Genomic DNA, 14373 nt, shown 5'->3' with positions numbered 1-14373 from the left:
ATGCGTTTCAACCGGATGCTGCTCTCCACGGCACTGGTCGTGGTCGCCCTCGTCCTCCAGGTCTCTGTGCTCTCCCGCCTCCAACTGCCCGGTGCCGTGCCCGACCTGCTGCTGCTCACGGTGCTCGGGCTGGCGATGGTGTACGGGCATGTGGCCGGCGCGTTCGTCGGGTTCGGTGCCGGTCTGCTCGCCGACCTCGCCCCGCCCGCCGACCACGCCGCCGGCCGCTACGCCCTGGTCCTGTGCGTCATCGGCTATCTCGCCGGCCTGGTCCGCCCGGAGAACGGCAAGCCGCTGCGATCGGCCACCGGCCCCATGGCCGTGGTCGTCGCGGCAGCCGTCGGCTCCACCCTGCTGTACGCGCTGGTCGGCGCGCTCGTGGGCGACACCGCCGCCCGCCACGTGGGCCTGACGAGCCTGCTGCTGACGGCCGTGGTCTACGACCTGATCCTGGCGCCTTTCACGGTCCCGCTGATCATGTGGCTCGCCAGACGCAGCGACAACGATCCGCTCGCCGAGAGCCAGAGTCCCGCCGGCACCGACGTGGCCGCCGGCTGGCTCGCCTCCGGCACGGGACTGCGGATCGGCAGCCAGCGCGGCGGCCTGCGGCTCAGGGCGGCGAAGACACGCGCCGCACGGGCCGGACGCATCAAGGGAGTCAAGCGACTGTGACGAAGGGGGCAGCAGCGTGAGCAACATTCCCGAGACCGGGCGGACCCCCCGGGTCCAGATCCGGCTCGTCATCATCCAGGTACTCGTCTTCTCTCTCCTCTTCACCCTCGGCGGCCGGCTCTGGTACCTCCAGATCCGCAACGGCGACGAGTACACCGACGAGGCGAAGAGCAACCACGTACAGCGGGTCGTCCAGCCCGCGGTCCGCGGTTCGATCCTCGACGCCCGTGGTGTGCCCCTCGCCGACAACGAGACCCGGCTCGTGGTTTCCGCCTCCCGCACCGACCTGATGAAGATGAAGGACGACGGCAAGGCCGTCCTGACCCGGCTCGCGGGCGTCCTCGGCATGAAGCCGAAGGAGGTCATGGACAAGGTCCGGCTCTGCGACTCCGAGACACCCCAGCCCTGCTGGAACGGCTCGCCGTACCAGCCGATCCCGGTCACCGACGAGGCGACCACCCAGCAGGCGCTGCAGATCCGCGAACAGGCCGAGGACTTCCCCGGCATCACCGCGGAGCCCACCGCCGTCCGCCGCTACCCGGCGCCCGGCAAGGCACGGACCGCGCAGGTGCTCGGCTATCTGTCGCCCGTCACCGACGAGGAGATCCAGAAGGCCAAGGACAGCGCCTCGCCGTACCTGCGCTCCGACCAGGTCGGCCGTTCGGGCCTGGAGCGCAGCTACGACAAGGAGCTGCGCGGCAAGGCAGGGGTCACGTCGTACGAGGTGGACAAACTCGGCCGGGTCATGGGGCAGACGGAGGCGGACCCGGGTGTGCCCGGCTCCCACCTCGTGACCAGCATCGACGCCCGCGTCCAGAGTGTCGCCGAGTACGAACTGCACCAGGCGATGAAAGCCGTACGGGATCAGACGGACAAAATCACCGGTCGCCCGTACGAGGCCGACGCGGGTGCCGTCGTCGTCATGGAGGGCAAGACCGGCCGGGTCGTCGCCATGGCCTCCCAGCCCGACTACGACCCCAACGCGTGGGTCGGCGGCATCTCCGCCAAGGACTACGCCAAGCTCACCGGCAAGGAGTCCAACTACCCGCTGCTGAACCGGGCCACCCAGGGCCAGGCGCCCGCCGGCTCCGTGTTCAAGGTGGTCTCGGCGAGCGCGGCCGTGCGGGCCGGCTACCCCTTCAACGACCTCTACAACTGCAGCAGCTCGTACAGCATGGGCAACCGGAGCTTCGCCAACTTCGAGTCCCAGGGGCACGGCCCCATCACCCTCGGCGACGCTCTCAAGTACTCCTGCAACACCGTCTTCTACCGCCTCGGCCACCAGGAGTGGCAGCGCGACGGCGGCCTCAAGCCCAAGAAGAACGCCAACGACTGGTTCTACCGGACCGCCCGTGACTTCGGATTCGGCTCCGAGACCGGCATCGACCTCCCGAACGAGGTCAAGGGCCGCATCCCCGACCGCCGGTGGAAGCAGGACTTCTGGGAAGCGAACAAGGACTCCTGGTGCAAGCAGGGCAAGAAGGGCGGCACCTATGTCGAGCGGATCGCCTATGAGAGCTGTCTCGAAGGCAACCAGCTGAAGGCGTTCGACAGCATCAACTTCGCCATCGGCCAGGGCGACGTGCTCATCACGCCCATCCAGCTGGCCACCGCCTACTCCGCCATCAGCAACGGCGGCACCCTCTACAACCCCACCATCGGCAAGGCCGTGATCAGCCCGGACGGCAAGAAGATCGAGGAGATCAAGCCCGAGTCCCACGGCAAGCTGCCGGTGGACGCCCAAACCGTCAGAGACCTCGACAAGGGTCTGCGCTCGGTCGTCGAGCCCGGCGGCACCGCCGCCTGGCGGTTCGGCGGCTGGCCGCAGGACAAGATCCCGATGCGGGCCAAGACCGGCACCGCCCAGGTCTACGGCAAGCAGACCACCTCGTGGTTCGCCACCTACACCGACGACTACACGATCGTCATGACGATTTCCCAGGGCGGTACCGGCTCCGGCGCCTCAGGTCCCGCCGTACGCAACATCTACGACGCGCTGTACGGCCTGGACAAGGAAGGCAACCAGGACCTGAAGAAGGCCCTGCTGCCCAAGCCGCAGAAGGCGCTGCCCAAGATCCTTCCGGACGGCTCGATCGAGACCCCGGAAATCAAGCCCTACGCGCCTCCGAAGCCGAAGGACGCCGAACAAGTGCTCGCGGGCTCGCCCGCGCAGGGGGACTGAGCCGTGACCATCGGTGGCTTCTCCGTCTCCGGATACGGACCGGAACGCGGCGGGATCCGGGGCCGGCTCACCGCCCGCGATTCGATGGTGCGCAGACTCGACTGGCCGATCCTGCTCTCGTCGCTCGCGCTGTCCCTGCTCGGTGCGCTGCTGGTGTGGTCCGCGACCCGCGGACGCACCGAACTCAACCAGGGCGACCCGTACTACTTCCTCGTCCGGCACCTGCTCAACACCGGGATCGGCGTGGTGCTGATGATCGGCACCGTATGGCTCGGGCACCGCACCCTGCGCGGCGCGGTCCCGGTCCTCTACGGGCTGTCCGTGGTGCTCGTGCTGCTCGTCCTCACCCCGCTGGGCGCCACCATCAACGGTGCGCACGCGTGGATCCAGCTCGGCGGCGGTTTCTCCCTGCAGCCGTCGGAGTTCGTGAAGATCACGATCATCCTCGGAATGGCGATGCTGCTCGCCGCCCGGGTCGACGCCGGCGACCAGGCGTACCCCGACCATCGCACCGTCGCCAAGTCCCTCGGGATCGCCGTCGTGCCGATGGCCATCGTGATGCTCATGCCGGACCTCGGCTCGGTCATGGTCATGGTCGTGATCGTCCTCGGCGTGCTGCTCGCCTCCGGCGCGTCCAACCGTTGGGTCTTCGGACTCATCGGCGCCGGTGCGCTGGGAGCGGTGGCGGTCACCGTGCTGGGACTGCTCGACGAGTACCAGATCAACCGCTTCGCCGCCTTCGCCAACCCCGAACTCGACCCGTCCGGCGTCGGTTACAACACCAACCAGGCACGGATCGCGATCGGCTCCGGCGGGCTGTACGGCGAGGGCCTGTTCAACGGTCACCAGACCACGGGGCAGTTCGTGCCCGAACAGCAGACGGACTTCATCTTCACCGTCGCGGGGGAGGAACTCGGCTTCCTGGGGGCCGGGCTGATCATCTGCCTGCTGGGTGTGGTGCTGTGGCGCGCCTGCCGGATCGCACGCGAGACGACAGAGCTGTACGGCACGATCGTGGCCGCCGGGATAGTCGCCTGGTTCGCCTTCCAGTCCTTCGAGAACATCGGCATGACCCTCGGCATCATGCCCGTCGCGGGCCTTCCGCTGCCGTTCGTGTCGTACGGAGGCACGTCGATGTTCGCGGTGTGGATCGCGATCGGGCTGCTCCAGTCGATCCGGGTCCAGCGCCCCATAAGCGCGTAGCCCGGACGGGCGGTGTTTCGGGCCCGGACGGGCCACGTCCGGAGGGCTGCCGCTCGCACACGCGGCGGGTTAGATTCGAGAGATGGCGGACACCAAGCGCGAGATCGAGCGTAAGTACGAAGCCACCCCCGACACCCCGATGCCCGACCTGACGAAAGTGCCCGGCGTGGCCGACGTCGTCGGCAAGGGGGTCGCCGAGCTCGACGCCGTGTACTACGACACGGCCGACCTGAGACTGGCCGCAGCCTCCGTCACGCTGCGGCGCAGGACCGGCGGCGCCGACGCCGGCTGGCACCTCAAGCTGCCGGTGTCGCCCGGCGTGCGGGACGAGATCACCGCCCCTCTGTCCGACGGGATCCCGGCCGGTCTTGCCGCCCTTGTGCGGGTCCACGCACGGGGCGAGGAACTCGTCCCCGTGGTGCGGCTGCTGTCCTCCCGGGACGTACACCATCTCGTCGACGCCGACGGAGCGCTCCTCGCCGAACTCAGCCGGGACGCCGTGGTCGCGGAGCGCCTCCACGGCGGGAACGGCACCGCCCAGTGGGACGAGATCGAGGTGGAACTCGCGGACGGCGGGGACCCGGCCTTCCTGGACGCCGTCGACAAGCGGCTCCGCAAGGCCGAAGTACGCGCGGCCGCCGCGTCGTCGAAGCTCGCCAGGGCACTGACCGAGACCGGTACCGGCCCGGCCCGGCCGTCCCCCGAGCCGTCCGCCGCGCGCACGGCCGGCGATCAGGTGCTCGCGTATGTACGCGAGCAGGCGGCCGCGATCGTCGCGTACGACCCCGGGGTGCGTCGTGACCTGCCCGACGCCGTGCACCGGATGCGGGTCGCCACCCGGCGGCTGCGCAGTACGCTGCGGACCCACCGCAAGGTCCTCGACCGCCACGCCACGCAGCCGGTGATCGACGAGCTCAAGTGGCTCGCGGCCGAACTCGGCGTGGCCCGCGACCAGGAGGTGCTCGCCGAGCGGCTGCACAGCCGGGTCGACGCCGTACCGGTGACGCTGCTGCTGGGCCCGGTCGCCGCACGGCTGCGGCAGTGGTCCGTCGCCGGGGCGGCGGAGGCGCGCAGGACCGCCGTCGCCGCCCTCGACGGCGACCGCTACCTGGCACTGCTCGACGCCTTGGACGGGCTGCTCGCCGACCCGCCCCTACTGAAGGCCGCGGAACACGCTCCCGAGGACGTGCTCGCCAAGGCCGTGCTGAAGGAGTACGACCGGCTGGCCGCCCGTATGGCTCACGCGCTGTCGCTGCCCGCGGGTGAGGAACGGGACCTCGCCATGCACGACGCCCGCAAGGCCGCCAAGCGCGCGCGGTACGCGGCGGAGGTGGCGCGGCCCGCGCTCGGCAAGCCGGCGAAGCGCTTCGGGAAGCGGATGAAGGCGGTGCAGCAGGTGCTCGGCGACCACCAGGACAGCGTCGTCGCACGGCAAGCGCTGCGGGACCTCGCCGTCCAGGCACACGCGGCGGGTGAGAGCGCCTTCGTCTGGGGGCTGCTGTACGGCAGAGAGGAGGCCCGCGCCGGTACGCGGGAGACGGAGCTGCCCCGGGTCTGGGCAGAGGCGTCCGCCCCGGGAATCCGGGCGGCGCTCGGCGGCTGAGCGTGCGGGTACGCTTGAGAGTCGCCCCCTTGTCAGCCCAGATAGGTTTCCATGTCTGCCGAGTCGGTCTTCCCACAGCTCGAAGCGCTGCTTCCGCATGTGCAGAAGCCCATCCAGTACGTCGGCGGTGAGCTGAACTCCACCGTCAAGCCCTGGGAGTCCTGCGACGTCCGCTGGGCCCTCATGTACCCGGACGCCTACGAGGTCGGTCTGCCCAACCAGGGCGTCATGATCCTTTACGAGGTGCTCAACGAGCGCGAGGGCGTGCTCGCGGAGCGCACCTACAGCGTGTGGCCGGACCTCGAGGAACTAATGCGCGAGCACAAGGTGCCGCAGTTCACCGTGGACAGCCACCGGCCCGTCGGCGCGTTCGACGTGTTCGGTCTCAGCTTCTCCACCGAGCTCGGCTACACCAACATGCTCACGGCCCTCGACCTCGCGGGCATCCCGCTGGAGTCGAAGGACCGGACGGTCGACCATCCGATCGTGCTGGCCGGCGGCCACGCCGCGTTCAACCCCGAGCCGATCGCGGACTTCATCGACTGCGCGGTCATCGGCGACGGTGAGCAGGCCGTGCTCGACATGACCGGGATCATCCGCGCCTGGAAGGCCGAGGGCCGCCCGGGCGGGCGCGAGGAGGTCCTGTTCCGTCTCGCGAGGACCGGCAACGTGTACGTGCCGCGCTTCTACGACGTGGAGTACCTGCCCGACGGCCGCATCGGCCGCGTCGTGCCGAACCGGTCCGGCGTGCCGTGGCGGGTTTCCAAGCACACCGTCATGGACCTCGACGAGTGGCCCTACCCGAAGCAGCCGCTCGTCCCGCTCGCGGAGACCGTCCACGAGCGGATGTCCGTCGAGATCTTCCGCGGCTGCACCCGCGGCTGCCGCTTCTGCCAGGCCGGCATGATCACGCGCCCCGTGCGGGAGCGAAGCATCACCGGCATCGGCGACATGGTCGACAAGGGTCTCAAGGCCACCGGCTTCGAGGAGGTCGGCCTATTGTCGCTGTCCTCCGCGGACCACAGCGAGATCGGCGACATCGCGAAGGGCCTCGCGGACCGGTACGAAGAGGACAAGATCGGCCTCTCGCTGCCCTCGACGCGGGTGGACGCCTTCAACGTCGACCTGGCCAACGAGCTGACCAGGAACGGCCGCAGGTCCGGTCTGACCTTCGCCCCCGAGGGCGGCTCCGAGCGCATGCGCAAGGTCATCAACAAGATGGTCTCGGAAGAGGACCTGATCCGTACGGTCGCCACCGCCTACGGCAACGGCTGGCGCCAGGTGAAGCTGTACTTCATGTGCGGTCTGCCCACCGAGACCGACGAGGACGTGCTGCAGATCGGCGACATGGCGGTCAACGTGATCGCCAAGGGCCGCGAGGTGTCCGGCTCCAACGACATCCGCTGCACGGTGTCGATCGGCGGCTTCGTGCCCAAGCCGCACACCCCGTTCCAGTGGGCGCCGCAGCTGAGCGCCGAGGAGACCGACACGCGGCTGGAGAAGCTGCGCGACAAGATCCGCGGCGACAAGAAGTACGGCCGGTCGATCGGCTTCCGCTACCACGACGGCAAGCCCGGCATCGTCGAGGGCCTGCTGTCGCGCGGTGACCGTCGCATCGGTGCGGTCATCCGCGCCGTCTACGAGGACGGCGGCCGTTTCGACGGCTGGCGCGAGCACTTCTCCTACGACCGCTGGATGGCCTGCGCCGAGAAGACGCTTCCCGGCTTCGGCGTCGACGTCGACTGGTACACGACGCGTGAGCGTACGTACGAGGAGGTCCTGCCGTGGGACCACCTGGACTCAGGACTCGACAAGGACTGGCTCTGGGAGGACTGGCAGGACGCGCTCGACGAGACCGAGGTCGAGGACTGCCGCTGGACGCCGTGCTTCGACTGCGGCGTGTGCCCGCAGATGGACACGGCCATCCAAATCGGCCCCACCGGCAAGAAGCTGCTGCCGCTCACGGTCGTCAAGTAGCGCTCACCACCTGGCTCGGCGGACGGCCCGGCCGCAGGGAAACCTGTGGCCGGGCCGTCGTCCGTTTCGCCGGCCCGGGGCGAAAAGCGCAGGTACGGGGATCCGAACACGTCTCCGACGCGTCTTGTCCGACATGGACTTGGAGAAGCCGCCGCAGCCGACCGCACCGCCGCGCCACGGCGTCGACGTGGCACCGCAGGGTTACGAGCCGGGTGACGGCTGCCTCGCGCAGGCCGTCCGCATCCCGGTGCGCGTTGTGGTGGTGCTGGTCGTCATCCCCGTGCGGATGGTCTGGGACGTCCTCGTGCTCTGCGGCCGGGCCGTCGATCGGGTGCTGCTGAGGCCGCTGGGGCGGCTGCTGGCGTGGGTCTTCGAGGAGGTGGTCACTCCCGTAGGGCTGGCCGTGGCCCGGCTGGCGGGGCTGGTCTGCAAGGTGCTGTTCTACTGGCCGTGGGTGGGGCTGTGGCGGTATGTGGTGGTGCCGGTGGTGCGGTATGGGCTGGTGGTGCCCGCGGTGTGGGCGTACCGGCAGTTGCTCACTCCGCTCGGGCACGGCGTCGCCCGGGTGGTGCGCGGGCTGTGGTGGGGAGCCGTCCGGCTGGTCGGCGTCCTGCTCGTCGCTCCCGTGGTCTGGGTGTACCGGTACGTCCTCGCACCCGTCGGCCGGGAGGTCGCGGCGGCGGTGGGCGTGGCGTGGCGGATCGCCGGATTCGTCTCCCGCGCCGTGGGCCGGGGACTGAAGTGGCTCGTGTGGAACCTGGTGGGCCGCCCGGCACGCTGGTTCTACCGCGAGGTCTGCACTCCGGTCGGGCACTTCGTGCGCGACGCCGTGTGGCGACCGGTCGCCGAGGCCGCCGTGCAGGCCGGCCGCGCCGCCCGGGCGGCGGTCGCAACGGCCCGTGAAACAGTCCGCCAGGCACGGCGCGACGCCTGGCGGGCGCTGATCGGCACGCCCCGCCGGTCGCGGTCGCCGGTGGGCACGACCGGCCAGGCGCGTAACCTGGGTGGCAGACAACATGCACAGCCCGTTCCCGGCGTGGCGGCCGAACCCGAGATCTCCCTGCGCAAGCAGGGGTGAACCGCTCGGCCCCCGGGGAACACCCCACACGTTGAGGGCGGCGCGCCACCCGCGCCCGCTCCACACCGAGGAGAAGAACCACTGGGCAAGCGACAGCCCGAAGGCCCGCCGCCCGCACCTGCGGTGCAGCGCATTCGACTGCGTTACACCAAGCGCGGCCGCCTCCGGTTCACCAGTCACCGTGATTTCCAGCGCGCCTTCGAGCGGGCGCTGCGGCGTGCCGAGGTGCCCATGGCGTACTCGGCGGGCTTCACCCCGCACCCGAAGGTGTCGTACGCCAATGCCGCCCCCACCGGCACGGGCAGCGAGGCCGAATACCTGGAGATCGCCCTCACCGACCACCGCGACCCGGACAAGCTGCGTGAGCTGCTCGACGAGTCGCTGCCGGCCGGTCTGGACATCACCGACGCCGTCGAGGCCCGTGTCTCCGGCCTCGCCGACCGGCTCACCGCCTCCGTGTGGGAGCTGCGTCTGGAGGGTGTCGAGCCGCAGGACGCCGAGAGCGCCGTGGCCGTCTTCCTCGCCGCGGAGACCGTCGAGGTCCAGCGGAAGACGAAGAACGGCATGCGCACGTTCGACGCCCGCGGTGCCGTGGCCGACCTCCAGGCGGGTCCCGCGCCGTCCGATAGGACCGGGGACGGGCCCTGTGCGATACTGCGCCTGGTTGTTCGGCACGTGACACCTGCCGTACGACCCGACGACGTCCTGTCCGGTCTCCGAGCTGTGGCCGACCTGGCGCCGCCGGTCCCCGCAGCGGTGACCAGGCTGGCGCAGGGGCTCTTCGACGAGGAGTCCGGCACGGTGACCGACCCGCTCGCGCCCGACCGCGAGGCAGCCCCGGCCGCTAAACCCACGGCCGCCGGGACCGCTTCTGCGACGGCGCCGGAAGGTCCCGCCGCGTAAGGACGGCCGTCGTAGCGCGGCTCTCGCACTCGGGAGCCACCAGGGTCGGGCCGCGCAAGGACACAGGAGACTTTCGCCAGGCCGTACGTACATCGCGTAGGGAACCGGCGAGCCAGACATCAGCTCCCGTGCGGCGCCCGCGCCCCGGACGGCGGCACCGCGCACATCACGCGGGCCGCGGCCGGACCGGAACCAGGCGCGGCGCCCGGGAGCGTGACGGGAGAACCGCCCGCATGCTCGAGCCGAACGAAACCGGCACCGCCGGTAACAACGACAACGAAGACAACAACAACAGCCCCAGCGACACGCTGCCGCCGCGCCGCAGGCGCCGCGCCGCGTCGCGTCCGGCGGGCGCACCCAAGGCGGTCGAGACCGCGGAGGGTGTGGCCCAGGTGCAGGCCGCCGAGGCCGTGATCCCGGCCGTGGCCGCGGTGGGCGCCGTGGTGGAAGGCTCCAAAGAGGCCGCCGAAGAAGCGCCCGCCGAGCCCGGGGCCGCAGAGGCGGCCCAGGTGGCGCAGGCGGTGACCGACGCGCCGCGTGCACGTCGTCGTGCGACGCGTAAGGCGTCGGCTCCGGCCGGCGAGCCGAGCGTGGCGGAGAGTGCCGAGTCGGATGCCGGTGGGGTTGCGGAGCCGGTTGCGGCTGAGGCCGCGGCGCCACGGCGTCGTCGTCGGGCGTCTGCTCCTGCGGGTGCGCCGGCTGGTGGTGTCGAGGCCGTGGAGGGCGAGCTGCCCGAGTCGGTCGCGATGGAGGCTGCCGAGGAGGTGCCCGCGCCGCGTGCACGTCGTCGTGCGACGCGTAAGGCGTCGGCTCCGGCCGGTTCGCCGCAGGTGGCGGAGAGTGCCGAGTCGGATGCCGGTGGGGTTGCGGAGCCGGCTGAGGCCGCGGCGCCGCGGCGTCGTCGTCGGGCGTCTGCTCCTGCGGGTGCGCCAGCTGGTGTCGAGGCCGTGGAGGGCGAGCTGCCCGAGTCGGTCGCGATGGAGGCTGCCGAGGAGGTGCCCGCGCCGCGTGCACGTCGTCGTGCGACGCGTAAGGCGTCGGCTCCGGCCGGCGAGCCGAGCGTGTCGGAGCCCCGCAGCGACGAGGCTGCCTCGGCGGAGTCCGTGGTGTCCGCCGAAGCGGCGCTCGAAGAGAGCCCCGCGCCCGCGACGACGGAGAGTGGCGCCCCGCGCCGCGCCCGTCGCCGTGCGTCCGCCCCGGCCGGTGCGCCGAAGGCCGTAGAGCCCGAGGCCGTCGCGCCTGAGCTCACCGAGGCCGACGAGGAGGAGGCCGCCGTGGCCGCTGTCAGCGAGGAGCCCGAGACCGCAGCCGACGAGGAGGCGCCCGCGCGCCGCCGTACGCGCCGACGTGCCTCCGCGCCCGCCGGTGCCCCCAGGGCCGACGCCGCGGAGGAGGCCCAGCCCGCCGAGGCCGAAGCGGAGGAGGCGCCCGCGCCGCGTTCCCGCCGCCGATCGGCCCGTAAGGCCGCCGCGACAGGCGCGCCCACGGCGATCGACGAGGACGTGGCAGACGCGGGCGAGAGCCTGCCCGAGAGCGCCGTCGCCCAGATCGCCTCTGAAGGGGCGGAGGTCGAGGCCGCTGAGAAGGCCGCGACCCGCGGCCGTACGCGCCGGCGCGCGGTATCGCCGCAGTTCACCGCCCAGTCCGCCGAGCAGGCCGAGGAGACGACCGGTCGTGGCGGTCGCGCCGCGAGGCCGGCTGTCCCGACCTTCCGGGCGCCCGTCTTCACCGAGCCGATGTTCCAGACCCCGGAGACGGCCGCTGCCGCGGCTGCCGCCGTGAGCGCTCCGGAGCCGCAGGAGGAAGAGGAGCCCGTCGAGTCCGCCGCCCCCGAGTCCGCCGCCCCCGAGTCGGCCGCCCCCGAGCCGGCGGGCCGTCGTCGTCGCCGTCGTCGCGGCGAGCCCGCGGAGCCCGTCGAGGCACCCGCAGCCGAGGCCGCTCCGGCCGAGGACGAGACCGAGCCCGAGCAGGCCGAGGCCGCGGACGGCGAGGAGCAGGACGAGTACGAGGACCGCCCCTCGCGCCGTCGCCGTCGTGGAGGCCGTCGCCGTCGCCGTGGTGAGGCCGCGGAGGCGGACGAGACCGCCGAGGAGGGGGCCGAGGAAGCCGACGCCGAGGCCGCCCAGGAAGAGGGCGACGAGGAGGACGAGGACGAGGTCGGCACCCCGTCGGCCGCCGGCACCAGCAGCACCCGGCGCCGCCGCCGTCGTCGCCGCCGCAGTGGTGACGGTGCCGCCGCGGAGGGCGAGACGGGCACCGACGACCCCGAGCGTACGGTCGTCAAGGTCCGGGAGCCCCGCAAGAAGGAAGAACCCGGGACAGGCGCGGACGAGGTCCAGTCCATCAAGGGCTCGACCCGTCTGGAGGCGAAGAAGCAGCGCCGCCGTGAAGGCCGCGAGCAGGGCCGCCGCCGGGTGCCGATCATCACCGAGGCCGAGTTCCTGGCGCGCCGCGAGGCCGTCGAGCGCGTGATGGTCGTTCGCCAGAGCGGCGAGCGCACCCAGATCGGTGTCCTCGAGGACAACGTGCTCGTCGAGCACTACGTCAACAAGGAGCAGGCCACCAGCTACGTCGGCAACGTCTACCTGGGCAAGGTCCAGAACGTACTGCCGTCCATGGAGGCCGCGTTCGTCGACATCGGCAAGGGCCGCAACGCGGTGCTGTACGCCGGTGAGGTGAACTTCGAGGCCCTGGGCATGGCGGGCGGTCCCCGCCGTATCGAGGCCGCCCTCAAGTCCGGCCAGTCGGTCCTCGTCCAGGTGACCAAGGACCCGATCGGCCACAAGGGCGCCCGCCTCACCAGCCAGGTGTCCCTGCCCGGCCGCTACCTGGTCTACGTGCCCGAGGGTTCGATGACCGGCATCAGCCGCAAGCTGCCCGACACCGAGCGCGCACGGCTGAAGACCATCCTCAAGAAGATCGTCCCCGAGGACGCGGGCGTGATCGTGCGCACCGCCGCCGAGGGCGCGAGCGAGGACGAGCTGCGCCGCGACGTCGAGCGTCTGCAGGCCCAGTGGGAGGACATCCGGAAGAAGGCCAAGGGCGTCGGCAGCTCGAACGCGCCTTCGCTGCTCTACGGCGAGCCGGACATGACCGTCCGTGTCGTCCGCGACATCTTCAACGAGGACTTCACCAAGGTCGTCGTCAGCGGTGACGAGGCGTGGGAGACCATCCACGGCTACGTCTCGCACGTGGCGCCCGATCTCGCGGACCGGCTGCAGCGCTGGACCAGCGAGACCGACGTCTTCGCGGTCCACCGGATCGACGAGCAGCTGATGAAGGCGCTGGACCGCAAGGTCTGGCTGCCGAGCGGCGGCTCGCTGGTGATCGACAAGACCGAGGCCATGGTCGTGGTCGACGTCAACACCGGCAAGTTCACCGGTCAGGGCGGCAACCTCGAGGAGACCGTCACCAGGAACAACCTGGAGGCGGCCGAGGAGATCGTGCGTCAGCTCCGGCTGCGCGACCTGGGCGGTATCGTCGTCGTCGACTTCATCGACATGGTGCTGGAGTCCAACCGGGACCTGGTCATGCGGCGGCTCCTGGAGTGCCTGGGCCGCGACCGCACCAAGCACCAGGTCGCCGAGGTGACCTCGTTGGGCCTGGTCCAGATGACCCGCAAGCGGGTCGGCCAGGGGCTGCTGGAGTCCTTCTCCGAGACCTGCGTCCACTGCAACGGCCGCGGCGTGATCGTGCACATGGAGCAGCCGACGTCCGTCGGCGGCGGCGGTGGCGGCAAGCGCTCGAAGAAGCGGGGCCGCGGTGGTGCGCAGGAGCAGATGGAGCCGGAGCCGGAGGTTGCCGAGACCGAAACCGAAGAGGAGGAGGTCGCCGCCGAGGTGGCGGCGCCGGTGGCGCTCGCCGAGCCCGCGTTCGTACCGGACGAGGAGCTGTACAGCAGCGCGGCGGAGGCCGAGGCGGCGGCGACGCGGGGCCGTGGCCGCCGCCGGGCCACCCGCAAGGTGTCGGCCCCGGCGGGCGCGCCCAGGACCGCGGAAGTGCAGGAGCCCGCGGCGCAGGCCGCGGAGCCGCAGGCCGAGGTCCCCGCGCCCGCGGAGGCCGAGCCGGTCGCACCGGCGGAGGAGGCGGCCCCCACGGGCCGTACCCGCCGCCGCGCGACGCGGAAGGTGTCCGCTCCGGCGGGCCCGCCCGTGACGTCCGAGCCGACCGTCGTGGAGACGACCGTCACCGCGCCGGCCGAGCCGGAGCCGGAACCGGCAAAGGCCCCCGCCCCAGCCGCCGAGGTGGCGCCGGTCGCGGTTCCGCCGCGTGCGCGCCGCCGGGTGACCCGCAAGGCGACGGCTCCGGCCGGTTCGCCGTCGGGCGCTGAGGAGGCCGCGGTCGTCGTGGTCGAAGCGGAGCCCAAGGCGGCCGAGCCGGTGGACGAGGCTGTCAAGGCCGACGAGGCCGGGACCGAGGCTGCGGCCCCGGCGGCCAAGAAGGCGGCCCGCAAGACCGCGAAGAAGGCCACGGCGAAGAAGGCGGCGGCGAAGAAGACCACCGCCAAGAAGACGACTGCGAAGAAGACGACAACGGCGAAGAAGACGACGACGGCGAAGAAGACGTCCAAGAAGACCGTCGCCGCCGAGCAGACGTCGACCCCGGGCGTCTCGTCGAACGCGTCGGACGAGTAGGGCTCAGGCGCACGAGACGGCGGGGGGGGGGGTGAGGTTGGGGGGGCCCCCGCCGCCCGGCGGCGCCGGGACAGCGATGGGGGGGTTGCGCCCAGGGCTTTGACGCCGGAGATGGCCCAGG

The 14373-nt window shown here is 71.7% G+C and carries 8 protein-coding genes; all 8 read left to right on the top strand.

Annotated features, from left to right (window positions below; translation table 11 throughout):
• Nucleotides 1–672 carry a rod shape-determining protein MreD gene (gene mreD / locus AB0903_RS17375; protein ID WP_366703589.1) on the top strand — a complete coding sequence of 224 codons (672 nt, stop codon included), beginning with the start codon at nt 1–3 and terminating at the stop codon, nt 670–672.
• A gap of 16 nt (nt 673–688) precedes the next feature.
• Nucleotides 689–2854, top strand: coding sequence for a penicillin-binding protein 2 (gene mrdA, locus AB0903_RS17370; protein WP_366703587.1), 2166 nt, complete (start codon nt 689–691; stop codon nt 2852–2854).
• Nucleotides 2855–2857: 3 nt separating this feature from the next.
• Complete coding sequence (rodA, locus tag AB0903_RS17365; protein WP_366703586.1) at nt 2858–4057, top strand: rod shape-determining protein RodA; 1200 nt, start codon at nt 2858–2860, stop codon at nt 4055–4057.
• An 82-nt stretch (nt 4058–4139) separates the two neighbouring features.
• Nucleotides 4140–5660, top strand: a complete 1521-nt coding sequence (locus AB0903_RS17360) for a CYTH and CHAD domain-containing protein (protein WP_366703584.1) — start codon at nt 4140–4142, stop codon at nt 5658–5660.
• 51 nt (nt 5661–5711) lie between these two features.
• The gene (locus AB0903_RS17355; RefSeq protein WP_366703582.1) at nt 5712–7637 is read left to right on the top strand and encodes a TIGR03960 family B12-binding radical SAM protein; all 1926 of its coding nucleotides are present in this window, start codon (nt 5712–5714) and stop codon (nt 7635–7637) included.
• Between the two features lie 133 nt (nt 7638–7770).
• Nucleotides 7771–8715: a hypothetical protein gene (locus AB0903_RS17350; RefSeq protein WP_366703580.1), complete on the top strand. Its 945-nt coding sequence runs from the start codon at nt 7771–7773 to the stop codon at nt 8713–8715.
• A 123-nt stretch (nt 8716–8838) separates the two neighbouring features.
• Nucleotides 8839–9618 carry a TIGR03936 family radical SAM-associated protein gene (locus tag AB0903_RS17345; protein WP_366703578.1) on the top strand — a complete coding sequence of 260 codons (780 nt, stop codon included), beginning with the start codon at nt 8839–8841 and terminating at the stop codon, nt 9616–9618.
• A 233-nt stretch (nt 9619–9851) separates the two neighbouring features.
• Nucleotides 9852–14252: an Rne/Rng family ribonuclease gene (locus tag AB0903_RS17340; protein ID WP_366703576.1), complete on the top strand. Its 4401-nt coding sequence runs from the start codon at nt 9852–9854 to the stop codon at nt 14250–14252.
• The last annotated feature ends 121 nt before the right edge of the window (nt 14253–14373 follow it).

Source organism: Streptomyces sp. NPDC048389, assembly GCF_040706335.1.
GTDB lineage: Bacteria > Actinomycetota > Actinomycetes > Streptomycetales > Streptomycetaceae > Streptomyces.
The sequence above is the reverse complement of the archived record's forward strand: the minus strand, read 5'-3'. Positions and strand labels throughout refer to the sequence as shown.